26 protein-coding genes are annotated in these 26708 nt (G+C 59.5%); 6 read left to right on the top strand and 20 right to left on the bottom strand.

Going from position 1 to position 26708, the window contains the following annotated elements; genetic code table 11:
- Positions 1-27 precede the first annotated feature (27 nt).
- From JQ604_RS19210 to JQ604_RS19190, 5 genes are all read right to left on the bottom strand, one after another.
- Positions 28-2268: an AAA family ATPase gene (locus tag JQ604_RS19210; protein ID WP_249158374.1), complete on the bottom strand. Its 2241-nt coding sequence runs from the start codon at positions 2266-2268 to the stop codon at positions 28-30.
- 20 nt (positions 2269-2288) lie between these two features.
- On the bottom strand, positions 2289-3068 hold the full coding sequence (locus JQ604_RS19205) for a metallophosphoesterase (protein WP_212359582.1): 780 nt from the start codon (positions 3066-3068) through the stop codon (positions 2289-2291).
- Positions 3069-3081: 13 nt separating this feature from the next.
- Positions 3082-3507: a hypothetical protein gene (locus JQ604_RS19200; protein ID WP_212359578.1), complete on the bottom strand. Its 426-nt coding sequence runs from the start codon at positions 3505-3507 to the stop codon at positions 3082-3084.
- A 177-nt stretch (positions 3508-3684) separates the two neighbouring features.
- A complete protein-coding gene (locus JQ604_RS19195; protein ID WP_212359574.1) occupies positions 3685-4260 on the bottom strand; it encodes a hypothetical protein in 576 nt (191 codons plus the stop codon).
- Positions 4261-4262: 2 nt separating this feature from the next.
- On the bottom strand, positions 4263-4574 hold the full coding sequence (locus JQ604_RS19190) for an HNH endonuclease (protein ID WP_212359571.1): 312 nt from the start codon (positions 4572-4574) through the stop codon (positions 4263-4265).
- Between the two features lie 209 nt (positions 4575-4783).
- Between JQ604_RS19190 and JQ604_RS41900 the strand changes: the two genes are divergently transcribed.
- Positions 4784-5053, top strand: a complete 270-nt coding sequence (locus JQ604_RS41900; RefSeq protein ID WP_212359568.1) for a helix-turn-helix transcriptional regulator — start codon at positions 4784-4786, stop codon at positions 5051-5053.
- Between the two features lie 17 nt (positions 5054-5070).
- On the opposite strand, the gene JQ604_RS42160 is transcribed toward JQ604_RS41900, so the two are convergent.
- Positions 5071-5361, bottom strand: coding sequence for an MAPEG family protein (locus tag JQ604_RS42160; protein ID WP_433996264.1), 291 nt, complete (start codon positions 5359-5361; stop codon positions 5071-5073).
- A 29-nt stretch (positions 5362-5390) separates the two neighbouring features.
- Positions 5391-5519, bottom strand: a complete 129-nt coding sequence (locus tag JQ604_RS41895; protein WP_283818010.1) for a hypothetical protein — start codon at positions 5517-5519, stop codon at positions 5391-5393.
- Between the two features lie 271 nt (positions 5520-5790).
- On the opposite strand from JQ604_RS41895, the gene JQ604_RS41580 reads away from it, so the two are divergent.
- Complete coding sequence (locus JQ604_RS41580; protein WP_249158372.1) at positions 5791-6183, top strand: hypothetical protein; 393 nt, start codon at positions 5791-5793, stop codon at positions 6181-6183.
- Between the two features lie 49 nt (positions 6184-6232).
- On the opposite strand, the gene nhaD (JQ604_RS19170) is transcribed toward JQ604_RS41580, so the two are convergent.
- From nhaD (JQ604_RS19170) to JQ604_RS19150, 5 genes are all read right to left on the bottom strand, one after another.
- A complete protein-coding gene (gene nhaD, locus JQ604_RS19170; protein WP_212359560.1) occupies positions 6233-7510 on the bottom strand; it encodes a sodium:proton antiporter NhaD in 1278 nt (425 codons plus the stop codon).
- Between the two features lie 512 nt (positions 7511-8022).
- Positions 8023-9327, bottom strand: coding sequence for a CmpA/NrtA family ABC transporter substrate-binding protein (locus JQ604_RS19165; protein ID WP_212359555.1), 1305 nt, complete (start codon positions 9325-9327; stop codon positions 8023-8025).
- A 251-nt stretch (positions 9328-9578) separates the two neighbouring features.
- Positions 9579-9992 (bottom strand): MarR family winged helix-turn-helix transcriptional regulator, encoded by a 414-nt coding sequence (locus tag JQ604_RS19160; RefSeq protein WP_349631117.1) that lies wholly within the window; start codon positions 9990-9992, stop codon positions 9579-9581.
- A 119-nt stretch (positions 9993-10111) separates the two neighbouring features.
- Positions 10112-10522, bottom strand: a complete 411-nt coding sequence (locus JQ604_RS42155; protein ID WP_433996263.1) for a PDZ domain-containing protein — start codon at positions 10520-10522, stop codon at positions 10112-10114.
- A gap of 203 nt (positions 10523-10725) precedes the next feature.
- Positions 10726-11565, bottom strand: a complete 840-nt coding sequence (locus JQ604_RS19150) for a formate/nitrite transporter family protein (RefSeq protein ID WP_212359543.1) — start codon at positions 11563-11565, stop codon at positions 10726-10728.
- Between the two features lie 325 nt (positions 11566-11890).
- Here JQ604_RS19150 and JQ604_RS19145 point away from each other — a divergent pair, with 325 nt between their 5' ends.
- On the top strand, positions 11891-13300 hold the full coding sequence (locus tag JQ604_RS19145) for a hypothetical protein (protein ID WP_249158370.1): 1410 nt from the start codon (positions 11891-11893) through the stop codon (positions 13298-13300).
- A 612-nt stretch (positions 13301-13912) separates the two neighbouring features.
- Here JQ604_RS19145 and JQ604_RS19140 read toward each other — a convergent pair.
- The 3 genes from JQ604_RS19140 to JQ604_RS19130 are packed head-to-tail and all read right to left on the bottom strand — an operon-like array spanning position 13913 to position 14821.
- Complete coding sequence (locus tag JQ604_RS19140; protein ID WP_212359540.1) at positions 13913-14185, bottom strand: DUF5985 family protein; 273 nt, start codon at positions 14183-14185, stop codon at positions 13913-13915.
- On the bottom strand, positions 14185-14442 hold the full coding sequence (locus JQ604_RS19135) for a DUF5985 family protein (RefSeq protein ID WP_212359536.1): 258 nt from the start codon (positions 14440-14442) through the stop codon (positions 14185-14187). Before JQ604_RS19135 ends, JQ604_RS19140 begins: the two co-directional genes overlap by 1 nt.
- A gap of 7 nt (positions 14443-14449) precedes the next feature.
- A complete protein-coding gene (locus tag JQ604_RS19130; RefSeq protein ID WP_212359532.1) occupies positions 14450-14821 on the bottom strand; it encodes a MarR family transcriptional regulator in 372 nt (123 codons plus the stop codon).
- 577 nt (positions 14822-15398) lie between these two features.
- On the opposite strand from JQ604_RS19130, the gene JQ604_RS41890 reads away from it, so the two are divergent.
- The 3 genes from JQ604_RS41890 to JQ604_RS19115 all read left to right on the top strand — a co-directional run bounded on the left by JQ604_RS41890 (position 15399) and on the right by JQ604_RS19115 (position 19725).
- Complete coding sequence (locus JQ604_RS41890; RefSeq protein WP_212359529.1) at positions 15399-16175, top strand: Crp/Fnr family transcriptional regulator; 777 nt, start codon at positions 15399-15401, stop codon at positions 16173-16175.
- Between the two features lie 277 nt (positions 16176-16452).
- On the top strand, positions 16453-17379 hold the full coding sequence (locus tag JQ604_RS19120) for a cytochrome c oxidase assembly protein (RefSeq protein WP_212359525.1): 927 nt from the start codon (positions 16453-16455) through the stop codon (positions 17377-17379).
- Between the two features lie 45 nt (positions 17380-17424).
- Positions 17425-19725: an alpha,alpha-trehalose-phosphate synthase (UDP-forming) gene (locus tag JQ604_RS19115; protein ID WP_249158367.1), complete on the top strand. Its 2301-nt coding sequence runs from the start codon at positions 17425-17427 to the stop codon at positions 19723-19725.
- A 205-nt stretch (positions 19726-19930) separates the two neighbouring features.
- Here the strand turns inward: JQ604_RS19115 and JQ604_RS19110 are convergent, their stop codons facing one another.
- The 5 genes from JQ604_RS19110 to JQ604_RS19090 all read right to left on the bottom strand — a co-directional run bounded on the left by JQ604_RS19110 (position 19931) and on the right by JQ604_RS19090 (position 26546).
- Positions 19931-21748, bottom strand: coding sequence for a chloride channel protein (locus JQ604_RS19110; protein WP_212359522.1), 1818 nt, complete (start codon positions 21746-21748; stop codon positions 19931-19933).
- Positions 21749-21896: 148 nt separating this feature from the next.
- Positions 21897-23090 carry an FAD-binding domain gene (locus JQ604_RS19105; RefSeq protein WP_212359517.1) on the bottom strand — a complete coding sequence of 398 codons (1194 nt, stop codon included), beginning with the start codon at positions 23088-23090 and terminating at the stop codon, positions 21897-21899.
- Between the two features lie 347 nt (positions 23091-23437).
- Positions 23438-24718, bottom strand: coding sequence for a sodium:proton antiporter NhaD (nhaD, locus tag JQ604_RS19100; RefSeq protein WP_212359513.1), 1281 nt, complete (start codon positions 24716-24718; stop codon positions 23438-23440).
- Positions 24719-25299: 581 nt separating this feature from the next.
- Complete coding sequence (locus tag JQ604_RS19095; protein WP_212359508.1) at positions 25300-25554, bottom strand: hypothetical protein; 255 nt, start codon at positions 25552-25554, stop codon at positions 25300-25302.
- Positions 25555-26171: 617 nt separating this feature from the next.
- Positions 26172-26546 (bottom strand): hypothetical protein, encoded by a 375-nt coding sequence (locus tag JQ604_RS19090; RefSeq protein WP_212359505.1) that lies wholly within the window; start codon positions 26544-26546, stop codon positions 26172-26174.
- Positions 26547-26708 lie beyond the last annotated feature (162 nt).

Genomic DNA, 26708 nt, shown 5'->3' with positions numbered 1-26708 from the left:
CATGCAGTGGCCTGGGCCGCGTCGCCGTTACGGCCCTTCCGTCCGGCTGGGGTCATCGACGAGGCGCAGGACGACGCCGCGCTCCGGCGTCGCCGGCTTCGGCGTCTCTTTCGAACGGGCGGCCTCAAGCAGCACGGCGATCTCGGTGCCGACGACGCTGCCCAGCTCGAACAGCCGACGCGCCACCGCGATGAGTGCCGTCTGGTTGACCTCGAGCAGTTCGTGGCAGGTGCGGTCCGCCTCGGCGAGCTCGATACCGACCGCGGCGCGGATATCGACGTAGCGGAGAAACTCCTCCGCGTGCCGCGGGTCGCCGAGGTGCGTCAAGGGCGACGGTCCCGCCAAACCCAGCCCGCCCAACATTGCGCAACTCAACCTGGTAGCCTCCGCGAGATCGGCCTGGGCGCCGTGAGATGCCTCGCCGAGCAGGACCTCCTCGGCGGCGCGGCCGGCGAGTAGAACCTCGATGCGTGCGCGATAGTCGCTCGCCGTGCCTTCGAAGGCCTGGCGGGTCGTACGCATCGACATCCCGAGCCGTCGGTCAGTGCGCGTCGTGTTGGCGACAATGCCGTCGGCGCCGAAGCGGAGCACGTCGACCACGGCGTGGCCCGCTTCGTGGATCGACGCCCGCCAGCGCAGCTCGTCGGAGAGGTCGTCGTCGCCGACGACGGCACGATGGAGGTCGCCGAGCCGGAGCTCGCGGTCCTCGCGGCGCGCCTGACGACGCGCGTCCTTGACCGCGCGCTCCGCGTCGGCACCGGTCATGCCGGCCGCCGACGCCACGACGGTGGAGATGTCGGCGTTGACGAGATCGCCCTTCAAGCGCACCCGGAAGATCTGCTCGAGCTCGTCCGGATCGGGAAGGCCAACGCGCACTACGTTCTCGAACCGACCCGCGCGGAGGAGCGCGGGATCGCAGGCCTCGACCTGGTTGGTGCAGCCGATCAGAAACACACCCTCCCGCCGGCGCACGCCGTCAACCTCCTCGAGCAGGGCGTTGACGCAGTTCCTGACATAGTCGGAGTGCGAATGCTGCACGCCGCGGCGGTCGACGAAGCTGTCGCATTCCTCGAGCAGAATCACGCAGGGCGCCTTTGCCCGGGCGGAGGCGAAGTCGCGGCGCATGGCCGCCAGGAAATCGCCCAGATGGCCATCGGCCTGCCAGGAATAGTACGAGCAGACGATCAGCGGGATGCCGGACTTCGAATCCTCGCCCAACGCGCTACGCGCGAAGGCCTCGGCGAACAGGGTCTTGCCGACGCCGGGCGGCCCGGCGAGCATCACAGCGCTCAAGACGGCGTCCCAGGAGATATCGCCGCGTCGCCAGGCGGCGAGATCGGCGATCGCACCATCGGCCCAGGAGCGCGCCTCGGCCATGCCATTGATCTCGGAAAGAACGAGCCCGCGCGACGGCCGCTCGGCGTTCTTCGAAGCGGCGAGACGGCGCAGTTCGTCGACGCAAGCCTGCGGCGTCCGGTCGAAGCGGACCGCGGCCGCGAGGTCGCCGACGCCGAGATCGCGTAGCGTCTCCGCCGGCACGTCGACCGCCGTCCTGATGCCGGTGACGGCGCGGATGGTCCTCGAGACCGTCGCCGGGTCCAGCATCGGCACTTCGATCCGGTGTCGGGCAGCGTCGTGCACCACTTTCGGCAGGCAGGCGCGACCGTCGACCGAAAACGCCACGAACGGGAGCGCATAGCCGCACATGTCGGCGGCGACGCGTTCGAGGCGCTCCTTCGCGGTGCCCTTGAGCGGCTCCTTCAGCATCACGTAAGCGCCGTCAAGCGCACTGCGGCGGCCGGGAGCGGTCTTCACCAGATCGATCGTCCGCTGCGGGTTGTCGAAGAACATCCTGCGCCAGACGCCCTTCAGCGCGTCGAGCACCGCGCCGTCGGCGACGTCGACGACGACGGGAGCGTCACCGGAGAGCAGGTCCCGCGCCGCGGCCGGCGCGGCGTCGAAGGCGCGCGCGAGCAGCAGCGTTGCTGCGATCCGCGTCGCGCTCGGGGGACATCCCTCGCGGCTCGCGCTCTCGTCGAAGCCCATGTCGTCGTCCATCTCCGACGACATACGCAGCAATCCGGCGAACCCAGGCGATCGGGCTCGCGACCCGCGATCGGGGACGCTGCCGCTCTCGTCCCGCCGGAAGCACAGCGCTTCGCGCCAGGCCTCACCGTAGACCCGCAGCTCAAACGGTCCGATGCCGACGCCGCCGAAGGACGTCGTACGATCCAAGCCATTGCCCGGGGTGCCCATCGCGTGCGGCATGCTCATCGTTTCGTTCATGTCTAGACCTCGATGGTGAGAAGGGGATCGAACCCGAGACGCTCGTCCGGGTAACCGTGCGGGTTCGACAGCATCAGTGTCGGGCCGCGGGTCATGCGATAAGCGAAGTGCGTGTGGCCCGAGATCCACGCGGTCGGCGCGAAGCGGTCGACCAGCGGCGTCAGGTCGGTGCAGGCGGACGCGGCCAGCAAGCCGTCACGGTGCCGCAGCGACACGGCCTGGATCGCCGGCGCGAAGTGCGTCACCACGACCGTCGGTCCGGTGTGCGATTCGGCCAGTGCGGCCTCGAGGAACGACCGGGACGTCAGGTGCAGCGCGCGCGCCTCCTGCGGGCGGAAGCGCGCCCAGGGATTCGACTGCCACTTGATACGCTTGTGATCGCGCATGCCTTCGAGGGCCGCGCGCATCGCCGCCGCGCGCGACGCCTCCCCGAACAGCGCGTAGTCGGACCACAGCGTGCAGCCGACGAAGCGGACGCCCGTGGTGCCGCCGATCACCGCAACGTTATTCTCAAGGTAATGCAGCCCGAGGTCGGCGGCGACGCGACGGCCTTCGTCAATCGCCGCGGGCAATGCCGGGCGCGCCCAGAACTCGTGGTTGCCGGCCACGACGACGACCTCAAGAGGCGGCGGATAGGCCACGCGCAACTCACGTAGCGCGGCGGCGAGGCCCTGCCGCGTGTCGCCGGCGACGACGATCACCGACACGCCCGGCACCGGCGGCGGGTATCCCGGGAAGCCACGGAAGTCGGAATGCAGATCGCTCATCGGCTGCAGGATCACGACGCGCCTCCCTTCAGCGGGGCGGCGTCTTGGGCTCGCCCGTACCGGCACGGCGGCTGCCGAGCCAGATCTTGTGCATCGACCAGGACGCCGAGAGGCGCGCCCGCTCGCGCGGCTCGATCGGCATGCGCGCCAACGTGTGCGACATCACCAGCGCCGCGGCCGGATCGAAGAAGGCGCAGGCCAGCAGCACCGTCATGCTGAGGTCGACGCGCACGTCGATATGCTCGGAGATGCGCCGGCCGACGACGAGACCAACGGCCGCGGCAGCGTCGCCGCGGATCGCCGCCCGCCATTCCGGCATCGTTGCGGATATCCGGCCGACGAAGGCGGTGACCTCGGCGCGCGCACGTTCGTCGAATGATTCAGCAGTCTTCGTCCGCCAGTAGAACAGCACCGGCGGCAACGCCTCGCTTCGCGGGTGTTCGCGTTCGTTCATCGGGCAACGCTCCGTCGTTCGCGCGGAAGCCCGCGCGTGATGTCGAAAGTGGGATTTGAAAGGGTTAGGCGAGGGAGGATCCAAGGCGGACCCTGCCCTGCCTCGCCGGGACACGCCCCGTCACGTCACACCGTGCCGGACCACGCCGAGCCTCGCGGTGTCGAGCCAAGCCAAGAACTATTCGAGCTGCGACTCCTCGATCAGGAAGCGACCGAAGTCGGGACGGTGGTCCCCGATGCCGAAGGGACCGGCCATGCGAAAGTAGCCGACCACGTCCTCGCGGTTGAGGATGGTGGTGATGAAGGTCCCGCGGACAGTCGCACTCCAGCCGTCGAAATACGGGCGGGTGCGCGCCACCCGCGAGTCGCCGACGCGCACGATCTCGCGGTGACGGAAGCGCGGGTCCTTCCAGAGTTCCTCGACCGTCTTCGGGCCGTCGTACTCGAGCATCGCGGGGCCTTCTGCGACGAAGGCGGCCCGGGTCGCCTTGCCCTTGCGCACCGTCTTGGCGCCGGTGACCAGCGCGCCCTTGATCGCAGTCGGCGGCAGGCATGGCCGGCCCTCGTGGAGCCACAGCGAGCCGAACCATTCGAGTTCCGCGATGCGGTGATGGTCAGCGTCCGTTTTGTGCCCCTTGTGCGTGATCTTGCTCAAGGCTTTGGCTTGCGCGTCGAGCGGATCGGCCAAGCGGCTCGAATGCATCAGCATCGGCCCGACGCCGACCAGGCGCAACGTGATCATCTCCACCGCCATGATCAGACCTCGCCGTCGGTGGGATCGAACAGCGGCGTCGCCTCGGCGATGCTGCGGACGATGTCGGCGTACGACGCCGGCCGGTTCGCGTAACGGCGCGCGCGCAGCATGCTCGTCACCACCTCGTGGCACTCGCGGCAGAGCACCGTCAGGTCGCCCTCGCGCTCGTTGCCGAGGTTCTCGTAGGTGCGATGGTGCGCCTCGAGTTCCTCGGTCGACGCGCAGAGCAGGCAGCGATGGCCAGCGGCCGAGAGCGCACGCTGGCGAATCTCCCGCCACGCCGCGCTTTGAAGATGCTTTTCGTAATCCGTCATCGGCCTGTACTCCCCGGTAGTTGCCGACGACGACCGTAGCACAGCCTCGGCCATTTCATAGACAAAATGTCTATGAACTTTTCGTTAACCTTAAGACGGGGTTAGCGAATATATAGAATTTTAACTACTCATCACGTTCCGTTATAGCCGGCAGGATCCGATCTAAACCGGACTATCAGAATTTACTTCTTACAGAATATGTGGAACAGATGGATGATCACTCGCTGACCCCCTCTCTGCTCCGCGCAGCACGCGGACTGATCGGATGGAGTCAAACAGAACTAGCACAGCATGCCGGCGTCTCTCGGATGGTGATCGCGAAGATCGAGACGACCATGTCGTCCGAGCGGCACGATCCCCGACGCAAGGCCGTGCTCAAGAAGCTGCGGAAATGTCTTGAAGAGGAGTGCGACATCGAATTTATCTTCGCGAGCGACCGCACGGGCGAAGGGGTGCGGCTTCGCACGAAGCCGCGATGAACCGAAAGAGCGCACCATTATAGAAGCGCCCAAAGAATCATGATGATATCCGCCGTCGCCAGGTTCCAAATCAACGAACGCACCAATGGAACGCCAAGCGCATGAAGCGCCACGTATCCGATCCGCGCCAAAAAATAGAGTTGAGCGCCCCGTTCCGTCAGCCAGTCATGCCTGTTGACAATGCGGGCGGTGATCACCGCCGCCGCGAAGAATGGAAAGGTCTCTAGGAAGTTTCGCAACGCAGGGCGAGCCGACCTGCTACGCCGGTTAACGACGGCGGCGTCTCGTCCCGTGAGTTGGCCGTCCAGCGATAGCCAAGCTGAAGGCTACCCGCATGCTATGCCAGAACGATTTGAATCGGCACGAGCACGGCGCTTGGCGTAAGCATCTTGAGTTCAATTGTCATTGCGTCATCCAGGTCACCGGTACCCGCGCCGTCAAAGAAGGTCTTTAAGTTATAGGACATTCGCAGCCTCCCGAAGATCGACTAAACTCGCCGGACGAAACCCCCGCCAAATCGGGCTTCTCCCGCTACCCGCTAGACCAGTCGAGGCCTGTCACATTGAGAGCATTTTGGAACGTCAAATGGATTGCGTTGCTCCTCCTTCTTTCTGGACTTCTTTGGCTCGTTGGCTGGGCGGCGACACATTATTTAGGTCAAAATTCCTCTGACCTGTTGATTTGCGAGGGTGAACAAGAAGCCACCTGCCCCGCCCACACAAACTTCGTGAGTTGCGATGGCGACATCGACGCCGTTGCAAAAGCCCTATGCCGCACGTACACCGTTGTGCCAGCGCCCGAAATCACGACGGCTGGCGGCAGATGCGGGTACAAAGTTACACGTATCATCTGCAAGCGATAACGGTCCCTCGAAGGTGCGATCGGAGCTTATCAAGATGCCCTTCCTACATCCCCGTGTCACCGCCGTATCTTACTCGTTGGAGATCAGTACCGCGGGCAGCCACGATGTCATCATTATCGAAACGAGCTTGCACCTCAACCGGAAGCATCCCGCGTACGATCCTCATTCCGTGAACCGGCTTATTCTTGCAGCGCAAGCTCACCTCACCGCGAGTGGCAACGAGGGTACGCACATCCGCCTGATCTCGACCCACAGCGGCGAAATCTAACTATAGCTCCGTTCCTCGCGCCGGCCGTTGATCAGCACTTGTGGCCTGATCATAGGTGAAGCAGCCAATATTGCGCGACATAGACAGCGGCGCCCGCCAGATAGCCAATCAGCGCCAGCCCGCCAATATTGCGCAGGTACCAGACGAAATTGATCCTCTCAATGCCCATCGCAGCCACCCCTGCCGCCGAACCGATGATCAGAATCGACCCGCCAGTGCCGGCGCAGTAGGCGATGAATTCCCAGAGGAAGCTGTCGACGGGAAACTGCGATAGTCCGTACATACCCATGGCCGCGGCAACGAGTGGAACGTTGTCGACAATAGCGCTGAGCAGCCCGAGCAAGACGACGATGACGTCCTGCCGGCCGACAGTATGCTCGAGCCAGGCCGCCAACGCAGCGAGCAGCTTTGCATGCTCCAGCGTGGCGACTGCAAAGAGAATACCGATGAAGAACACGATCGAGCTCATGTCGATCTTGGTCAGCGCATGCGCGACCGTCAGCCTGTCCTTGTTAGCAGGCGCTTTGCCCCGATGCAGGATTTCCCCGGCGAGCCAAAGGATGCCAAGCCCCAACAAGATACCGAGGAACGGTGGCAGATGCGTAAGCTGCTTGAACGCAGGCACGAGCACGAGGATACCCAAGCCGAGCGCGAACATGAGGTTCCGCTCGACCGGCGGCGTCGGAGACTTCTTCTCCGCCGGAAGCGAGGTGAAGGTTCGTCCGATGAGTCCAACGGTCACAATGCAGAGTGGGACCAGCAAGTTGACGACAGATGCCGGGAAGAGCGCTTGAACGATCCCCGTGGCGGTCACCTGACCACCGATCCAAAGCATGGTGGTCGTGACGTCGCCCATTGGCGACCAAGCGCCGCCGGCATTTGCAGCAACTACGACTATCCCGGCGAAGAACAGCCGGTCCTTTTCGCTGTCGAGCAGCTTCTGGAGAAGCGACACCATCACAATCGTGGTTGTGAGATTGTCCAGGATCGCGCTCAGAAAAAATGTAATCCAAGCAATCAGCCACAACAACGCGCCGAGCTTCCGCGTCCGGATTTTCGACGTAACGATTTCAAAGCCGTCATGGGCGTCGATCACCTCAACGATCGTCATAGCCCCCATCAGGAAGAAGACGATCCGGGCCGTCGTCGCAACAGTCTCAGTCAACTCCTCGCCGAGACGGTCGTGATCGCCGGTCGACAGCGCGTAGATCGTCCACAACAGCCCGGCTCCAAGCAGGGCCGAGGCCGACTTGTTGACCTTGAGCGAATGTTCCAGTGCGATAGCCGCATAGCAGACTACGAAAACGCTAACGAGCGCAAAGGCCAAGGACTTTCCCCGGTATGTTAAGATAGTGAGTTCGCTCTATGCTTGCCGGCGGCGGATTGCCATGCGGCGAGACGTAGCGGGCAGTCGATCGGAATTCTGTGTAGCCCTGGCTGTTGGCACGTTGCCCGAGGCGCGCGTATCCGCCGATAGTTGATCTTTTCTGAATACAGCCCGCTCGCTACGCTCGGCCAACTGTCGAGAGCCTCTGCTTGGAGACGCAAGCGATGCGGCCCACCAAATCAGCCGCAATATCCTATTTCGTGGCCGCTGCAGCAATTGCTCTCGCGATCTGGGCGACTATGGGTGCACCGCTTTCGACGCACCCAAGTCCTGGTGCTTCGTTGGGCCGACGTTAGCTCCAGCAGCGCTCAACCGACACAAGCGACGTAGAAACGATTAGCCGATCGTCGCAGCGTGGCCTTGTCGATCTGCTGTGGGACCGAAGGACTAGTGGCTTCGGCCCCGCCATTGGTACATTGAGCGACATAGCAAGGTTTCGTCATCGAGATCTGTCAGGCATCGATACGTTTGATCGACAGGGATCTCAAATACAGGCTCGGATTCTCCGGATCGAAAACCTTCCCGTCGAAGAACGTTTCCTTGCCGCGCGAGGTGGACGCGGGAATGTCTGAAGCGGACACGTTTAATGCCTTCGCAGCCTCTCTCCACAAATCCTCGCGGTTGACCTTCGCGATCAGGGCCTTGGTGTCCGTACTCTGAGGCACTTTACCCCAGCGGATGTTTTCCATGAGGAACCAGAGATCGTGGCTCTGGAATGGGTACGAAGCATGGTCTCGCCAAAACTTCATCAACAACGGACTGCTTTTTTCGACTCGACCGTTTCCGTAGTCGAAGTTGCCCTTGATACGCTCACCGATGTCCGCGACGGGGACGTTCATCCATTGCCGTTTGGCGCTGATGACCGCCAGTTCGTCTTTATTTTCGTTCTTGTCACACCATTGCAGCGCTTCCAGGACCGCCATCAGCAACGCCTTGGCGGCTCGTGGATTCTTCTCGACCCATTCAGCCCGCATGCCAAGAACCTTTTCCGGATGGTCCTTCCATATCTCACCCGTCGTCAACGCGGAGTAGCCGGCTTGTTGATGGATCAATTGCTCGTTCCACGGCTCGCCCACGCATAGGCAATCCATGGTGCCCACCTTCATGTTGGCGACCATCTGCGGCGGCGGCACCACGATCGTCTCGATGTCCTTGTCAGGATCGATTCCGGCCGCCGCCATCCAGTATCGGATCCAGAGGTCATGCGTTCCGCCGGGAAATGTCATGGCCGCCTTGACTGACTTGCCGGCGGCCTTCTTCTTGGCCAAGGCAGCCTGTAGCGGCGTAGCGTCGAGCCCGATCTTCAGGTCGGCATATTCATTCGCCACCGAAATGCCTTGGCAATTCAGATCAAGCCTGGCGAGAATCTGCACGGGTGTTGGCACGTTGTTTTGGGTCACGAGCCCGGCGGTCATCAAATACGGCATCGGCGTGAGGATATGAGCGCCATCGATACCGTTTCCTTGTGATCCCAAAACAAGATTGTCCCGCGTCGTGCCCCACGAGGCCTGCTTCTCGACTTCAACGTCGGGCATTCCATACTTCGCAAACAAACCCTTTTCCTTGGCAACGAAGAGCGGCGCCGCATCGGTCAGGGCAATGAATCCCAATTTGGCCGCTTTTGTTTCGGGTCCAGCGCCTTCTGCGAAAGCTCCTGCGGGAAAGCTCGATTTGACGGCAGCAATCAGGGCGGCCGCTCCACCTTGCAGAGTTTGGCGTCGCGTAAACGTCCTGGCTGTTCCCCTCGATCTCGTCATTAGTAAGGTGCTCCTTTGTGAATGATGACTGTCGCTTTCCGCAGCTCTGGTGATCCGACTTTCGAACGAACTCGGGCATCGCGCACAGCGATGCACACGATGGTGTCTCGACCCAGATTCTTAAGGTGACGGCGGCGATGGCGTCGCAAAGAGCCATTCAAGATTCGAGCCAACATGAGACTCGAAGAGCGTCAATTGCGGTGCTCGTCCGCGACGCTCCTCGTTCAACAGAAAGGCAGCCGGCAGCACGCTCAGGAGAAGGACTTGAATATCTTTGCGAGCGCAAGCCGGCGAGAGCGAAGCTCCGCCCAGTTAAGCTCAGCAACGCTGGACAACTGCTGCTCACCCTTGTGCGTGAGCATGACAAGAATCCGTCTGCCGTCTCCACTATCCCGAAAGCGCTTCAACAAACCGATCTTCGCCATCCGATCTACCAGACCGACCGCGGTGTGGTTCTTGACCAGCAAGAAATCCGCCAGTTGGCCAACGGACATATGATAATCCGACCTGGACAAGCCCTTTATCGTAAGCAGCGCCTGATATTGTTGAGACGTTAACTTGTTCTTGCGGGTGTTTGCCTCGCTGAACGCCAGGAAACGCCGGAGTTGTAGTCGAAATTCCGCGAGCGCCTTGTAGTCAACGGTATTTCCACTCGACCGCGCCACTCTCTTCTTCCGTGGGCCGATAGCGGTGCGAGACTTTTTATCTTGCTTCGATCGAAGCATGTATGGCGCGCCAAATCCTAGACCAAGCTCCGTCCAACTTGACCTCCGGGTTATCAAAGTCAAGTAGCGTCACGCCGTCGATCACTTGAGACGAGCTTCACGTCCGGCCAAGCATCGACTACCCCGCATCCCGCAGCCAAACCTCGGGACGGCGCAGACTCTTGGGACCAAGCACCGAGGCTAACCGTGATCGCCAGAGGCGTAAGGCTTCGAAGTATCTGGAAACTAACGGAGTCGCCAGGCTGCTTGCGGGCAACCCGGCATATGAAATCGTCGACCCCATGGATTGGACCGCCATCGAATTCAAAAATTACATCCCTTGCATGAATTCCTGCCCTCGCCGCCGAGGTGCCGCTCCTGACATCGACGACGAACAATCCACGATCCGGCAGGCCGAGAAGATGGCCTTCAGCTTCAGTCAGTTCGGACACGACGATTCCCACTCGGGCAGCGGTCTGGGCTCGCAGCATCGTCGGCCAGGACATTGCAACGATTGCGATAGACAGCAGCACGATAACTCGACCCGCTCGCTTCATGCGACCTGATCCGTCGCGGCCGGCATTGCCGCTTCACATTCAATAGTCTGTCCCGCGTGCTCCAAACCTACGGCCACTCGACCGATCCTAACATTTGCCGCTTGAACTACCGCGCCACGGTACGTTTACGTTCGCGATCAAGCTGCGGCGCGCCGCCCAACCGGTTCGGCTTCGCTACGCTTCGGCGCGGTCCTTACATGCGTGGCGTACAGGGTAAGCCCCGTGAATGCGAGGCCGCCCACCAAATTGCCAAGGACCGTCGGAATCTCGTTCCAGACAAAATAGTCCATGATTGAAAACTTTGCGTGGAGCATGAGTCCGGACGGAAACAGGAACATGTTCACGACGGAATGCTCGAATACCATGTAAAAGAACAGGAAAATCGGCATCCACATCGCGATGACCTTGCCCGGCACCGATGTCGAGATCATGGCGCCGACGACGCCGGTCGAGACCATCCAATTGCACAGCATTCCACGGATAAACAGCGTTGCCATCCCGGCCGCGCCGTGTGCAGCGTAACCGAGCGTTCGAGTCTCTCCGACGTTTCCGATCGTCATACCGACCTTGTCGGGATCCTGCGTAAAGCCGAACGTTGTCACGAATGCCATCATGAAGGCCACCGTGAGCGCCCCGGCAAAGTTTCCGACGAAGACCAAGCCCCAGTTTCTCAAAACGCCACCAGGCGTCACTCCCGGTCGCTTGTCGACCAGCGCGAGGGGGGCAAGAACGAACACGCCCGTCAGCAGGTCGAATCCGAGCAGATACAACATGGAAAATCCGACGGGAAACAGAAGCGCCCCAACCAACGGCTGCCCCGTGTTCACGTTGATCGTGACGGCAAGCCAGGCGGCCAATGCGAGGATCGCACCAGCCATATAGGCGCGGATCACGGTGTCGCGGGCGGACATGAAGATTTTGGATTCACCGGCGTCCACCATCTTGGTCACGAATTCCGAAGGCGCAAGATAGGACATCGATACCCTCTCCGTTCTGAAAGCCGCGACGGCGCGATTGCCCACCATCTCTTGATGAGTTCGATGCAACCAATATGCCAACGCACGAACGGGGCACCGTTGCTCCCGGCAAAGGCCAATTTCCCGCCTTGCCTCCACGCGCGCCACCGTGAGCGCCCGCGAAACGAGCAGAATTGCCCAGATATATCGCACTATGATTGATTTTTTGCATCGCACCACGATGTATTTCGATGTCAGCCCGCCCCCCGAGTGACGATAGTTGAAAGCGGGCCACCGCCGCCTCCTTGCTTCCAGTGACGGTTCCGGGCATGTTCCCGACAACAGGATGGGGGCGATCATCAACACGCAGGTCCTACGCGGACACGTTGCCAGTTCACGCTGGGTGTGGATCGCCGCCGTCTCAATTCCATTGATGCTACTTGGCCCTGCTCTTTGGAACGGCTACCCGCTGCTCCAATGGGATACGGGCGGTTACCTGGCCCGTTGGTATGAGGGTTATCTCGTGCCGAGCCGCTCAACCGTGTTCGGCCTCTACCTTCATTTTGGTGAAGACTCGAGTTTCTGGATCAACCTTGGAATCCAGGCCATTTCATCACTGTGGATCCTGCACTTGACGCTGCGCGTGCTCGGCATGGGCCAACCTGTACGGCTGATAGCCATCGGCCTCGCACTGAGCGTGACGACCGCGTTGCCTTGGATCGCAAGCATGTTGTTGACTGACATCTTCGCAGGGCTGTCGGTGCTGGCGCTGTTCGTCTTGGTCCTGTGCAACGACAAGGTTTCCGCCGTCGAAAGATGTTGCCTGTTTGCCTTCGTTGCCTTTGCTGCCGCGACACACAGTGCAACGCTTGGGGTACTTGTGGGACTTTGTATCGTTGGATGGAGCGCGCGCCCGTTGCTGCGTGGTCGAATCCAACTGATGGGCTTGATTCACGGCAGCCTGACGATCGTCGCGGGCGCGGCAATGCTGCTCGCGGCGAATCTGGCCTTGTCGGGAGAACTGGCCTGGACCCCCGGCGGCTTCGGCGTCGCGTTCGGTCGCATGATGCAAGACGGCATCGTCGCGCGCTATCTCACGGACCATTGCCCACACCTGCGGCTGAAACTCTGCCCTTATCGCAATCAGTTGCCCGCGACGGCCGACGAATTCTTATGGGGCAAAAGCATGTTCGACACCCTTGGCCGCTTCAAAGGCCTGAACGACGAGATGGGCTTCATCGTGCTGCATTCGCTTACCGAGTATCCAGCCCGGCAGGCCGAGACCGCACTGGTCGCGACCGCACGTCAGCTTGCGCTCGTCGGGACTGGCGAAGGCTCTAATGTCTGGATTCCGCATACTTACGGCATCATCGAGCGTTACATCCCGGCGCAGGTAAAGCCCATGCGCGCCGCGCGCCAGCAGCATTCACAGCTCGACTTCACCGCGATCAACCGGGTTCACGTGCCGGTGGCACTTGCATCGATTTTGCTGACCATGGCGCTGTTCGGTCGCGGGCTTTGTCGGCGGACGTTTGATGGTCTCACTCTGCTTGCAGGGACCGCAACATTCGCATTGCTCGGCAATGCGTTCATTTGCGGCGTGATCTCGGGTCCGCATGATCGTTATGGCGCCCGCATGGCGTGGATTACGACTTTCGTCGTGCTGATCTCCGCAACAAGATGGATCGAATCTCTGAGCGGCTATCCGGCTAAAGGTCCAGCTCGGCCTCGAACGATCGACACCCATTCGGTCTGATAGTCGTGTGTTGGGTCGACGCAGGCGCAGGACAAGCACGAGCCGCACCTCAGTCCACCACCAGTGCCAAGTTTCGAAGTCGCTTTGACATGGTAACTGGTGAGGCAAGCCCTCACCTGACCGACTCCGAGCGCACTTGCGACTCGGGCCATTCCTTGGGGCGCTCTGCTTTGCAAGTGAAGCACACCGAACGCGCTATCTGTCTCCCGTCGACCGCCAACCGCTCGTGCACATGCGGAGTCGTTGTAGTGCAGAAGACGCAATAGGCCTGCGGCAACCGCATTGCTGATCCTGCTGATTCACCCATAACCGCTCCCCCTCCTATATGTCCCCTTAGGGGGCTGCTCCGAGCAACCATGAAAGACGAAGCTGGACACACCTTCGTACGTTACCGTACCGGCTTTCTGCGTTGGTCCGATTTCGGAGCCGTCTTCGCTCACGCTCCCGGAAGCTGATCGGATGATTTCCTGTTAATCGGTACGTTCAATTCCAGTACCGATTTAATCGGTTGTTGCCGCCTTTGACCGCAACCTCTCGCGTTCGTTGCAACGCAGTTGAATGAAGATACGGCCACGCCAACAATTCGGCGCGCCGACCACGTCGCCACCACGTCTAACGATCCTTGCGGGGCGCGTTCTTCTTGATGATCGCGATCGCAATAAACCCGAACATTAGGAGACGCGGCAAGAAATATATAGGTTCGGCTGTGTCGGACACTTCCGTTATTCCAAGCGCGATTCGCGACGTCGCGTCGATCGCGAAAGCCATTGCAAATAACAGGAAGAACGCGTCTCGGGTTCGTCGCCAAAACTTCAGAAAGAACAAGGCGATGGCCAGCGAGGCCATGGCAGCAGCGCCCGTAAGAACGTGGCCAAGGTACGTCATCATCCCTCTTCCCAGATCAGCCCGTACAGCAGAACCAGCTCGGCAAGCAAGCCAATCAGGATTCTGAGAACTGAGAGGTCCGTTGCGGGAAACACCAGTTTATCGACCCATAGCGCGACGTTGTTCAACGCGAGACCGGCAAAACAGATTGAACTCCACAACAGGAGCCGCGACCGAGTCAGCGAGAATGCACGCACCAGCAACCACGCGCACAAAGCACTTGTGATTGCGCACAGGCTGTATATCACCGCGGCCACGGCTCTCTCATTCCTTCCGGAGCTTGAACGCATCCGAAAAGGCCCGAATGTGGCGGGGCTTCGAATGAATCAAGTTTGTGATCGGGACGAGGTGACGGTCATAGGCGTCTGCCAAAGCGGCAACGGCGGCGGCGTGTCCCGAATTCCGTACCCAGCAGTATCGCTCGTCAATCCGGGTCACAAACCCATCTCCAACGAGCCCGGCCAGCGCAGCGGTCATGTCTCCAGGAGGAGCGTAGAGCCGCTTTGCGATAGCCGCCATTTCCCACTGTTCGGCTGGACGGGCATGCAGGAATAGAAGCGCTTCGAGCTGAGCCACTGAGTCAATGTGCTTCATTATCAAATCCCGGACTTCCTCCGGCATCGACTCTTCCGTCATGAACGGCCCCAGGGCGAATGGCGCAGCAACTTCAGTTCGAAAATCAGAATAAGGTAGATTTGATCTTCGGCTACCCAGCGCCAGTTTCCCTAATCACTTTACGAGACTCAAGCGTGACCGGCTTTTCGCCCGCCTGACCGCGAGTGCAACGGATGGGTCACACAATATGAATCGAAGCATCGCAACAAAATCGTCTTGGTTCTTCCTGGAACTTGCCTCTTCATAGATGGTCAAGATTCGTTAGGCCTCCTCAACGGCGGCGACCAGAGCTTCATAGTTTGACATAGCGCACCCACGCCTTCGAAGCCCTGAGTATGACATAAGCGACGCCTCTACTCACTAACCAGATCGTCGCCAGATCAAGTACGGTAGCGTACACAGACGTTTCTCTGAAGCCGTCGCACAGGCGGCTTCGGCCGTGCTCATACTTAAGTGGGGGTATCGCCCCTCGTACGGGAACAGACATCCAAGTGCGGCAAGATGCTACTGAATTGAGCGCGGCCCCAACCTTGTATGAGCACACAACGCGCCATACGCTTCGACCACCGAGCAAAGTATTCGTAGCGCGCTGGAAGAAATGTTGGTGACACAAGTTAAAAACAAACTTCTACGTCTTATCCCGGCCGATGAACTCTGCCGTGTCGTAGACATGTGCGAGCGAGTCAGGCTCGGGCCGCGCCAAATCCTTCATCACTACATGCTCCCGATGGAGTACGTATACTTTGTCGAACGTGGACTGGTGTCGGTGGCAGCCAGAGTGGAGCGCGAGAAGTTCGTCGAAGTTTGGCTTATCGGATCCGAAGGATTGGTTGGCGCTCCAATCGCTCTTGCGGCCGACGCGGCCCCTCTACATAGGAGAACCGTTCAGGTGACCGGCGAAGCCTTGCGGATCAAGACGCCGGAGTTTTGTGGACTTCTGGACTCTCTTCCGCACTTGCGTTCCGTAGTCGACAGGTATCTGGCCGTCGTCTTGGGACAGACCTCTCAATCCGGAGCCTGCAATTCCTTTCACGACATCAGGCAACGCCTCGCCCGCTGGCTACTCATTGCGCGCAGCGCAATGGACGACAACGAGATACCGCTTACACACGGCGTGTTGGCGGAATTGCTGGGCGTACGACGCGCCAGCGTTACAGACTCACTTGAGGCACTCCAAACAGATGGGACGGTTACGACCCGACGCGGCTCCGTGAAGATCGAGAATCCCGTAGAGCTATCCAGGTTGTGCTGCGGTTGCTTCAAGCTAATCGAACGCGAGTATCGCCGTCTGCTTCCAGCATCCGACACCGGCTCAGACGCTCGACTTCCGGTTCGTTCGCAGCCCCAGTCACCCTGGATGAGCCCAGATTCATAGATCGAGAGCCGCCGTGCTTTTCAGGGTAGCACTTGTCCGTTGAATGTTACGCGGGGTCCCGCCCGTATGCATCCACTAGCCTCTCGATGCGTCGACAGTTCTGTCTTATAAAGAGGCTTTTGTTGCACGGTAGACTATCCGCAGTCGCCAAACGTCAAACATCACCGAGAGGCGTTCGGCGTTTCGGCTTCACGCAATTTTTTACCCAGGCAGATGGTAACGGTCGCACGGTCTCTCTACAACGACGGGCTCGACGCGATGCCACTTGGGAGGCACCATGGATCAACGACGCCGCAATAATCTTAATGTCCTGGTACCCTGCCTTATCGTCCTTGCGGTCATGTCCGGTTTAGTGGCTTATTCACCCGAGCTTTACCGCGCATTTTGCGGCGCCACCGGCTACGGCGGAACGACGCAACGAGCCTATTCCGATCCAACCACAACTTCGGAACGCAGCGTGACGGTGTCGTTTGACGCCAATGTCGCACCCGGTTTGCCTTCGCGATTCGAACCTGAGCAACGCTCCGTCACTGTTCACCTCGGCGAGCAGAAACTCGTTTTCTTTTCCGCGGAGAATCTGAGCGACGAGACAACAGTCGGCCACGCGACATTCAACGTCACGCCGGACACCACCGGCATCTACTTCAACAAGATCCAATGCTTTTGCTTCAACGAAGAACGCCTCGACCCGCATCAGAAGGTGGACATGCCCGTCGTGTTCTTTGTCGATCCTGCGTTCGCCAAGGATTCGGACATGGATCACGTCGCTGCGATTACGCTCAGCTATACTTTCGGCAGCTCGGCCGAGCCTGCACAGGCGAAGAATCTATCGCGTTACCTGACCAATGCCGCGCCGGACGCCGTCCACGGTCAGGAACTCTTTGACCAGCGGTGCGCGGCGTGCCACAGCCTGGAACGCAACAGTATCGGGCCCATGTTGGCAGGAGTGGTCGGCCGTACGGCGGGGTCCGTTGCCAACTATAGTTATTCGCCGGCCCTAGAGAGTGCTCGCCTGAGCTGGTCTGTGAGCAACCTCGATCGATGGCTGGCCGATCCGCAAGCCTTCGTACCCAAAGCACGCATGCAGATCCGCGTACTTGATGCTCCCTCGCGTCACGACATCATTGCTTACTTGCAGAAGGTCGGCCAAGCGCGTGAAGACCGAGCGAATCGAGATACCCACGTATCCAAGCCGGAATTCTAACGGATTGCCTTCGGGCGGTCTCGTCCCCGGCGCAAGGAGTGCTTGATGGTGGGCGGTCGAATGGAGCACCCGCGAGCGGAAATCAGCTTGGGTCGCCGCGGCCAAGGGAAAGGCCTCGGCAGCAGGCGGCTGTTTCGCAATCCGGTTGCGAAATATGTAGCGCTCGCGCTCGCTGCGACCGGACTGGTGATCGCGGCATTGACGCTTCTCGCCTCGATCATGGTCGAGGACTGGTCCCAGCGTGATATCGACCTTCGTTCGCAGCTGGTATTCCGCTCGATACGGGATCAGGTCGCGATGACGGCAAAACCCGAAGTCGATCTTGTTCCGGTCTTTCAGAGAATTGCCGAAGACGAACGGATCCTCGCTCTTGGGTTTTGTACCGCGCAGGGGCAGTTGCGTTACGCGACCAGCGCGTTTCCGAAATCCGTCACTTGCGACAGCGTGAGGCGAGGCAGTTCCCGGACTTTCGGAACAGCTGCGGACGCCGACCGACGGATACGTATCAGCTCTTTTCCGATTACCACAGGATCTACGACGGGCCATCTCCTGATCCTGCATGACCTTTCCTTTATCGACGAGAGGATCAGCGAAGCGCGCCTCTACACCGTGCTTGCCCTTGCGGGAGTAGCATTGGGTCTCGCCCTGCTCGCTACCGCAATCGTGCTCGCACTGAGGCGCGCATGGACCCTTTCGATTCGAGGTGCTCTCGCCGATGAGCAAACTGATCCTCTCACCGCAGACCTGACGCGCAACGATTTTCCGGTTAGCCGCGAGGTGCGCGCGGCACTCACCGAATTGCGGATGGAACGTCGCTTCGCCAACGGGATTCATGTGGAGTGGTCCCCGAAGACCTTACATCGCCTGCTTGTCGAGGAACTACCCGCATCCCAGGTCATTGTCGTCTCCAATCGGGAACCCTATATTCACAACCATTCCGACCACGGAACTACATTGCAGAAACCAGCGAGCGGCCTTGTTGCCGCGCTTGAGCCGGTGATGCGAGCTTGTGGAGGAACGTGGATTGCACATGGCTCGGGATCTGCCGATCGCGACACCGTGGACGCCAACGATGGCCTTCGGGTGCCTCCCGACGATCCCACATATCTGCTGCGGCGAGTTTGGCTCACGGACAAGGAGCAGGGCGGATACTACTACGGCCTCGCCAACGAAGGTCTGTGGCCTCTTTGCCATATTGCATTCGTCCGCCCAACTTTTCGAGAGGAGGATTGGGTCCAATACCGAAAGGTGAACGAGCGTTTCGCCGACGTTGTCGTTCAGGAGGCGACCCGCGACGATCCGATCGTGCTGGTACAGGATTATCATTTCGGCCTCTTACCGAAGATGATCCGTGATCGGCTGCCGAAGGCTACAATCATCACCTTTTGGCACATACCGTGGCCTAATGCGGAGACCTTCGGCATCTGTCCCTGGAGGAAGGAGATCATCGACGGTCTTCTGGGAAGCACCATCCTGGGATTTCACACCCAATTTCACTGCAATAACTTTCTGGAGGCGACGGATCGATTCATGGAGAGCCGTATCGATCGGGAGCACGCGTCTGTCACCTTTCGCGGCCACGAAACGCTGGTCAGGCCATACCCGATCTCGATTGAATGGCCACCAGCGGCGCTGGCCGAGCAGGCAGCTGTGCGAGAATGCCGCGACGCGGTCCGGACGCGCTTTTCGCTTCCGGCAGACGTTCGTATCGCCGTGGGCATCGAGCGTTTCGACTACACGAAGGGCATCCTGGATCGCATCCGGGCCATTGACGACCTCCTCACCTGCCATCCCGAATGGATCGGCCGGTTCGTCTTCATTCAAGCCGCCGCTCCAACCCGCACCAAGCTCGGCACCTACAGCGCGCTTCAAACGGAAGCGGTTCATCTCGTCGCGGAGGTCAACGCGCGGCACGGCAAGGACGGTTTCGATCCGGTTCGGCTCGTCGTCCGGCACCACGAGCCAGATGAAGTGTTCGAGCTGTTCAGGGCATCCGACATCTGCATCGTCTCCAGCCTGCATGACGGCATGAATCTCGTCGCCAAGGAATTCGTAGCTGCCCGCGACGACGAGCGCGGCGTACTAGTCCTGTCGAGTTTTGCGGGAGCCTCGCGCGAGCTTGCAGAAGCGCTGATCGTCAATCCCTATGATCCGCATGGAATGGCGGAAGTCCTGCTGCAGGCGCTAGAGATGCCGCCTGACGCACAGCGCGATCGGATGAGGCTGATGCGGGACTTCGTACGCGAGCGAAATGTCTATCGATGGGCGGCCCAAATGCTTCTCGACGCAGCGCGACTTCGCCGGCATCAGCGGATCGCCGCGCACGGAGCGGCTGGCGAAAACTGAGGTACTTTTCCACGCTGCGTGATGCGGGTTTTCCGAGATACCGTTGGAGCCATAAAGCTGCATCGAGGCGCCTTCTTGTGGAGTACCGGGGCGGCCGACTGCACGCCTGACGCAAAGGTCAAAAGCAAAGGATGCTCAGGCAGGTATTTCAACTGGTCCATTTTGTCATTTTGCGGACAGACCAACGCCCCCGAGCTTCCGGCCCTCAATCGTCGTAACTGTCGATCACCGCGTCGGCGACAGCGCGCTTGGTGATGATGCCGACCACGTCGTCGATACGGGGACGCGCCGTCCCGCGAAACACGACCGCGGCTCCCGCCCGATGGCGCTTCAGACGAGCAAACGCCAGGCTCAGAAGATCCTCATCGCGGCAGATCACGAGCCGACTCTCAACAAACTTCTCGACTTGGACGTCCGGATTGGTGCGAGCCTCGAGCCACAGGCCGGAGCGCGGCGGGATGAGCCCGACGATTCGTCCTTGCCGCTCGACCACGATAGGGCGCACGTCGTCGATGTCATCGGGGAGCATCGCGTCCCTTAGCGTCGTGCCGGCTCTGGCAACAATGAAGCCACGCTCCATGATGTCCTGCGCCTGCTTGACAAGATAGAGGTTGATATGCCGCTCCTTGGGGATGCGGTGACCACGATGGCGCAGTTTGATCGTGTAGATTGTCTCGCTGATCAGGGCACGCCGGACCCCGGCAGCCAACGCAACCGCCACAATCACAGGCACGATGATCGCGTAGTCGCGCGTCATCTCGAATACCATGACAATTGCTGTCATCACGCCGCCGGTGCCCGCCCCCACCATCGCGGCCATGCCAATGATCGCAGCGGACGGCAGTGTCAGGCCGGAATGTGGGAGGATGAGGCTCATGGTTGCTGCGAATGCCGCGCCGAGAGTCGCACCGAGATAAAGTGACGGCGAAAAAATACCGCCCGAAGCCCCACAGCCAAGACTGACCGTGGTCGCCACCATCTTGAGGACGAACAGCAGGGCGAGCAGGCCAACCCCGGTCATCTTTTGGTCGAAGATCGACTGGATCACCGAATAGCCGACGCCGTCCACAAAGGAATGTCCGAACAAGTCGGAGAGAACCACCATCATGAGCCCGATGATGGCCATCCCAACGATATTCTGGGTGTATTCGTTTCCGGGTAGTTTCGGAAAGCCGTCTTCCATCATCACCAGCAGGCGGATGAAGGCCCAGGCCGCCGCACCGCAGAGCAGTCCAAGAAGCACGAAGCTCAGGATCTCTCCGGGAGCAAGCGAGCCCGCGAGTGAAAACTGCACGTCCGGAACAGCAAAGGCTGGATCCGGCCCGATCAAGATCCGACCGATAGTCGTGGCAGCTCCCGTTGCTACGACTACGGGAAGGAACGTCCTGTTTGAAACCTCGGGCAACAAGATCTCGAGGGCAAACAGCACGCCGCCGAGCGGCGTGTTGAAGGTCGCAGCAATTCCGGCACCGGCCCCTGCCGACAGCAGCGTGATCTTCTGCCAAGTCGACAACCCGATGTATTGAGACAAGGCGGAGCCGAGTGCCGAGCCGATCTGGATGATCGGACCTTCACGGCCGACAGCCGCGCCGCTACCGATCGAAAGCGCCGACGCCAATGCTTTGACCAGTGCGACTTTGCCGCGAATGTTGCCGTGCTTGTAGAAGACGGCATCCATCACTTCCGGAACCCCATGACCCTTGGCCTCCGGTGCAAATGTCTTCACGATGTAAACGACGATGAGGCCACCGATGATGGGGGAGAAGAAGAGCAGGTCGCCGAAACGGCTCGGACGCTCGCTCATATTCGCATCGAAAATGAGGCTCAGTCTGCCATTGTAGAAGAAGTTGTGCACCAGGGCGATCAACGCGCGGAACGCCACAGAGCATAGACCCGTCATTATGCCGATTGTCAAAGCAAGCGTGCAAAGGGCCAGTAGGCTAACCCTTCTCTCTTCTCCGGCTCGCTTAGCATTTTGGTCAACGAAGACTGGTTCGCCTTCGGACACGATTGCAGCAGGCATGAGGATTCACCGCTTCATGCAGAATGATACTACCTACGAATATACCAAACCGTCGCGGATGGAAGCCTTTCATGTCCAATGACAGCAGGCGTCGCTGAACCCGGCGGAATGTTTCTGACGATCTGATCAATCGTTGGGCGGTCCCCGCCTAACGAAGAGCCGACCACGAATAATTGGGAAGGTCCACCTTGTCGGCGATGTCCCGACCGATGAAGAGCTTGGCCAGGCCAGGGAACGCAAAAGCACGAATGACCTGATTGCGGAAAAACAGGCCGGCGCGCGTCTTTGGAGCGAACGCTCCGGCGAAACGCTCTGCGGCTACCTGCTTGGTGCCAATGTAGTCTCGGAGCAGCGTTTCATACCGTGCGAAGGCTTCTTGATATCGTCCACTCGCCAGCGCGAGCTCACCCGCCATCACATAGGCCGAGATCATGGCGAGCGCCGAGCCCTGTCCGGCCAGCAACGACACACAGAAGGCCGCGTCGCCGATCAGCGCGACGCGGCCCTGCGTCCAATTCTGCATCCTGATTTGGCTGACGCTATCCAGGTAGATTGTGTCGGCTCGCGCCAGCTCCGCAAGAATCTTCGGGCATTCCCAACCGTCGTGTCCGTAGACTTTCTGCAGCAGCGCTTTCTGCTGAGCCAGCGTCGCGGGCATTCCGGCATCGGGGGCGACAAACACGAATAGAAAAAGTGTGCGGTCGTCGTGCAGGGTGAAGCGCCCAACCATCCTGCCTGGCTGGCCAAACATCAGGTACACATCCTCTTCGCGCGGTCGATATCCGCTCACTTCGAAAGCAGCGACCATGTAACCGAGGTGCTTCTCGAATTGCGCTGACGGGCCAAAGGCAAGCTGGCGAACGCTCGAATGCAAGCCGTCGGCACCAATCACAAGATCGAACCGGCGTTCGCCGGCATGCTTCAGCCGAACCAAGACTCCATCTGCATCTTCACGCAGTCCGATAATTTCATCGTCAAAGATCCACTCGGCGCATGCCTTGCTTTTCTCGAACAATAATCGAGACAGTTCGCTTCGCGGCAACGTCACGTAACGTCCCCCTGTCAGTTCAGCAAAGACGTTCGTACCAAAGCCGACGCGGCGGCGGCCAACGCCATCTACAACCTGCATTTCCTTGACGTGATAGCCGATGCGGTTGATCTCTTCGATCAGTCCCATTCTTTCGGCTATGTCGTACCCGAGGCCCCAGAAATCGATGACATAGCCGCCGATGCGTAAGCAGGCCGTTCGTTCGACCAACGTCGGTTCGAAGCCGGCCTGCTTTAGCCAGAAAGCGATCGTAGGGCCGGCTACTCCAACGCCTGATATCAGGATTGACTTCATAGCAGGAACCAGAGGTTACAGCGTGTCAACGATGCATGGATCGCCCACGAAAGCTGCGCTTTCCCCCTCATCTAACTAGGGATTTATGGCAATTCCGCAGCTTTCGGTAACTGGAGAACATCCGGTGCTCAGACTTACCTCCATGACATTTGTGTGGAGTCATGTCGGGTGAGATAATGCTGTCGGCTTACCCGAGCGCGAGGATTGCTTCGCGAGGCGATTATTGAGCTCGCTCATAAAAGCACCTCGGCTGGAGTTCCGCGCAAAGCCATTTGGCTCTCTCATGGAGCGACTTATCCAGCGCAAGCAAGTTGCGAGTACCGCTCCTGCGAAAATAGCTTCGAGCATTAGTGCAGTAGTCCATATTGCACGATGTATACGGTAGCCCCGCCGAAATATCCAAGTAAAGCCAGACCGCTCATTCGCCTCATGTACCAGAAGAAGTGGATTTTTTCGAGACCCATGGCTGCGACACCAGCTGCCGATCCAATGATGAGGATCGACCCTCCAGTTCCTGCACAATAGGCGACAAATTCCCAGAGGAAGCTATCGGGGGGATATTGCCCCAAGGTATACATGCTCATGGAAGCCGCCACGAGCGGCACATTATCCACGACTGCGCTCAACAGACCCAGTAATATTATGATGATATCGATCCGGCCAATACGGTTATCGAGCCATTCTGCTAAAGCCCTCAGCACGTGGGCATGCTCCAGGACGGCTACCGCCAACAAGATGCCGATGAAGAACACGATTGAAGCCAGATCGATCTGCTTCAAAGCGTGGACAAGCGTGAGGGGCGCTTTCTCTTCTGCACCTTTGGCCCGATGTACCAATTCGCCGGTCAGCCAAAGAAGGCCGAGCGCCAGCAGAATGCCCATAAAGGGCGGCAGGTGGGTGAGGGTCTTGAAGACCGGCACGGCGATAAGCAGTCCGAGCCCCAGATAAAACATCAAGTTGCGCTCGAAATGATTGACATGTGCGGCTGACATTTCTTGATGACTTGATCGCTCGATAACTTTTCCCCTTAGCAGCTGAGAAACGACCAGGAGTGGGAGCAAGAGATTTACAAGCGACGGCACAAAGACCCTCGTCATGATTGGAAGCGGTGATATCTGGCCGCCGATCCATAGCATGGTAGTGGTGACATCACCGATCACCGACCAAGCTCCCCCTGCGTTAGCGGCGATAACGATCATCGCTGCAAAGAAAAGCCGGTCTTCCTGCTTGCCACAGAGTTTGCGCATGAGCGAAATCATTACGATCGTCGTCGTCAGATTGTCGAGCATGGCGCTGAGAAAAAAAGCGACGAAGCTTACGAGCCACATCAACGGGACTTGTTTCCTCGTGCGGATCTGTGACGTAATGACTTCGAAGCCATTATGGGCGTCAATCACCTCGACAATTGTCATAGCCCCAATCAGAAAGAAGACAATCTGAGCAGTCGATGCGACTGATGCATCGAGCTGAGAGGTGACCTGCGCGTGGCTGGTCGTGGACAGCGCGTATACGGTCCACAGCACTCCAGCGCCAAGAAGCGCCGAGGCAGCCTTATTGACCTTGATAGGATGGTCTAGTGCGATGGCGGCATAAGCGACGATGAAAATGACAACGACGGCGCTGGTCAAAAGAAATCCCTCGATTCCGGAATACAATCCTTGATGCCATCGTCGGCAAACTGACCTCCATCATCCTTAGTCAAGGTTTGCGCTAGATCAAAGAACATCGCGGATGTGCTAGGCGATCATGGCCCCATATCGTCGAGCGTCCAACCCCGGAGAGGGCCTGCACGCGCGGCTAGAGCCGGACACATGCTCGTCGCGATCAGTGAATTCCGCAGCGACGGACTGCCTAAGGCTAGAATATACCTCATCGCTACGCTTTCTTTCTCGAATGCGAAAATACAATAAGCGCACTCGACAGTACTGTTTCCGCCACCCGATACAGTCACAAATCTAATTCACCGAAAACAACATAACATCAAGGCTTTCTCGGGTACATCCAAGCGCCAAAAGGACCGCTGTTCATGGTGCCTCCAAGTCGCGGATGTTGCTTTGGAGTTCCATGGCCGTCAGGCTCGCTCTGAACGCTGTTTACGCCGTCGCTCGGCAACCCGTGCCTCCTCAGATCGTCTTTTCCGCCATTCGTATAATCGTGGGCCGCGGGGGCTTGTGCTTGAGATCAATAAACAGGCCGAACTCTCGCGAACTCAGGTCGGAAAACCTGCAAGGCGCCCGGCTTCCTCGAGCACTTCCACAAAAACCTCTGCGTCGGACCGCACATTGCTCTCCCCCGGGAACAGCCACGCGAGCACGCCGTAGCCGCGAAACGTGCCCGGCATTGTATCCATTTGTCGTGGGGTATCGTGGTCGCGTCCGATTGTCGTCGGGAATTTCCCGACAGGAGACACGTATTGGCCCGACTCGCGTCGATAGGCGCTTAGCTCCACGTTAAACTGCGCCATTGCGATCCGAACCAGCGAGGACGCCGATGCTTGAGATATCATTTGCAAATCCGTCGACCAGCCGCACGGGAGACGCCGCAATTCCCACGGGTGCCATTGGGTCGAAGCGCAAATCCACACCACGCGCGATACGCGTCTTGCCGATGAGAACTCGTGCAATCCTGACGAATGGCATTCAACGAATGCTCGATCACGTCTGGGAGATGACTTTGACAAAGTACACGTCGGACACCAAGTCAAGGCACAGAGATGAGTGAAATCATAGTTGCTGCCATGTTGCTGCTGAGCATTGGGATTGCGCTGGCGCACGCCATTGACGCCATACGTTCCTAGGGTCAATGCGCTCGATTGTCTCTATCCCGCATCGAATGGTAGCGGGCCCTCAGCGCGATAACTGGACGCCGTCTGGGCGCCCCGCTGATCTACTCAGCCCGTCAGTAGAAGCGGCCGTCGTGCAACGGATTCTGAGCGAAGCTTCTTTCACCACGACGCCAAACGCCGAAACAGCATACGTTGCCGCAAGGATCGCGGACTTGGCCAGGGTTCTGCGAAGCGACAAGGCCAGCGCGACCGATCTTCCTCCCCGCACGCCCCCCCGCGTCATGAACAGAACATTCTCAAGCGAAGCGTAGCTGGCCCGGAAGAGGGGCGTCGGCGGAAGACCTGCCGCAAAACGCCGTCCAATCTATTGCGTTTGCAGCAACGGCCCCCAGGAGTAGACCGCAATCGAAGCGCGAGACGAGAACGTCCATTCCGACCGGCGGAGGGAGTACAAAGTTCAGGGTTTCGTCAGCGAGCCTCCAAAGTCTGGCCGCCGAAAGTGGCGGTTCAAGCAGGTGGTGGCCTGGCACGGCGAGGTCAATCAACACGAGCAGGGCCGAGACCACGACGGTCAGAAGCAGCAGGCCGATAGTGCGCGGCAGGAGGCTATATTTGCGCTTGAGCCATCCGAACAGCGCGGACAGCATGAACGGTTTGTCGCTCAGCTCCAACAGAAAACAAATGACAAGCTAAAAGACATCAGTCCTCGCAACGCCGTTCAAAAAAAGCTTATGGACGGGACGAAACTGGCACCGGCCGAGTGAGATCTGCGCTCCGGTTCGCTTCGATAGGAGCCGAAGATTGCAACACAATTGCGGCTGATTGCTCACGAG

Source organism: Bradyrhizobium jicamae (assembly GCF_018130695.1).
Lineage (GTDB): Bacteria > Pseudomonadota > Alphaproteobacteria > Rhizobiales > Xanthobacteraceae > Bradyrhizobium > Bradyrhizobium jicamae_B.
This window is presented reverse-complemented; position numbering and strand designations above follow the sequence as displayed.

Bases quoted from the DNA above. Each gene is read 5' to 3' on its own strand.
- JQ604_RS41890 (WP_212359529.1), top strand. From the start codon at position 15,399: ATGTTGGTGACACAAGTTAAAAACAAACTTCTACGTCTTATCCCGGCC.
- JQ604_RS19195 (WP_212359574.1), bottom strand. From the start codon at position 4,260: ATGGCGGTGGAGATGATCACGTTGCGCCTGGTCGGCGTCGGGCCGATG.
- JQ604_RS19150 (WP_212359543.1), bottom strand. From the start codon at position 11,565: ATGTCCTATCTTGCGCCTTCGGAATTCGTGACCAAGATGGTGGACGCC.
- JQ604_RS19190 (WP_212359571.1), bottom strand. From the start codon at position 4,574: ATGACGGATTACGAAAAGCATCTTCAAAGCGCGGCGTGGCGGGAGATT.
- JQ604_RS19140 (WP_212359540.1), bottom strand. From the start codon at position 14,185: ATGACGTACCTTGGCCACGTTCTTACGGGCGCTGCTGCCATGGCCTCG.
- JQ604_RS19095 (WP_212359508.1), bottom strand. From the start codon at position 25,554: ATGGCGCAGTTTAACGTGGAGCTAAGCGCCTATCGACGCGAGTCGGGC.
- JQ604_RS41895 (WP_283818010.1), bottom strand. From the start codon at position 5,519: ATGTCCTATAACTTAAAGACCTTCTTTGACGGCGCGGGTACCGGTGAC.
- JQ604_RS19120 (WP_212359525.1), top strand. From the start codon at position 16,453: ATGGATCAACGACGCCGCAATAATCTTAATGTCCTGGTACCCTGCCTT.
- JQ604_RS19130 (WP_212359532.1), bottom strand. From the start codon at position 14,821: ATGACGGAAGAGTCGATGCCGGAGGAAGTCCGGGATTTGATAATGAAG.
- JQ604_RS19105 (WP_212359517.1), bottom strand. From the start codon at position 23,090: ATGAAGTCAATCCTGATATCAGGCGTTGGAGTAGCCGGCCCTACGATC.
- JQ604_RS19165 (WP_212359555.1), bottom strand. From the start codon at position 9,327: ATGACGAGATCGAGGGGAACAGCCAGGACGTTTACGCGACGCCAAACT.
- JQ604_RS19200 (WP_212359578.1), bottom strand. From the start codon at position 3,507: ATGAACGAACGCGAACACCCGCGAAGCGAGGCGTTGCCGCCGGTGCTG.
- JQ604_RS41900 (WP_212359568.1), top strand. From the start codon at position 4,784: ATGGATGATCACTCGCTGACCCCCTCTCTGCTCCGCGCAGCACGCGGA.
- JQ604_RS42155 (WP_433996263.1), bottom strand. From the start codon at position 10,522: ATGCTGCGAGCCCAGACCGCTGCCCGAGTGGGAATCGTCGTGTCCGAA.
- JQ604_RS41580 (WP_249158372.1), top strand. From the start codon at position 5,791: ATGGCGACATCGACGCCGTTGCAAAAGCCCTATGCCGCACGTACACCG.
- JQ604_RS19145 (WP_249158370.1), top strand. From the start codon at position 11,891: ATGGGGGCGATCATCAACACGCAGGTCCTACGCGGACACGTTGCCAGT.
- JQ604_RS19110 (WP_212359522.1), bottom strand. From the start codon at position 21,748: ATGCCTGCTGCAATCGTGTCCGAAGGCGAACCAGTCTTCGTTGACCAA.
- JQ604_RS19115 (WP_249158367.1), top strand. From the start codon at position 17,425: ATGGTGGGCGGTCGAATGGAGCACCCGCGAGCGGAAATCAGCTTGGGT.
- JQ604_RS19210 (WP_249158374.1), bottom strand. From the start codon at position 2,268: ATGCCGCACGCGATGGGCACCCCGGGCAATGGCTTGGATCGTACGACG.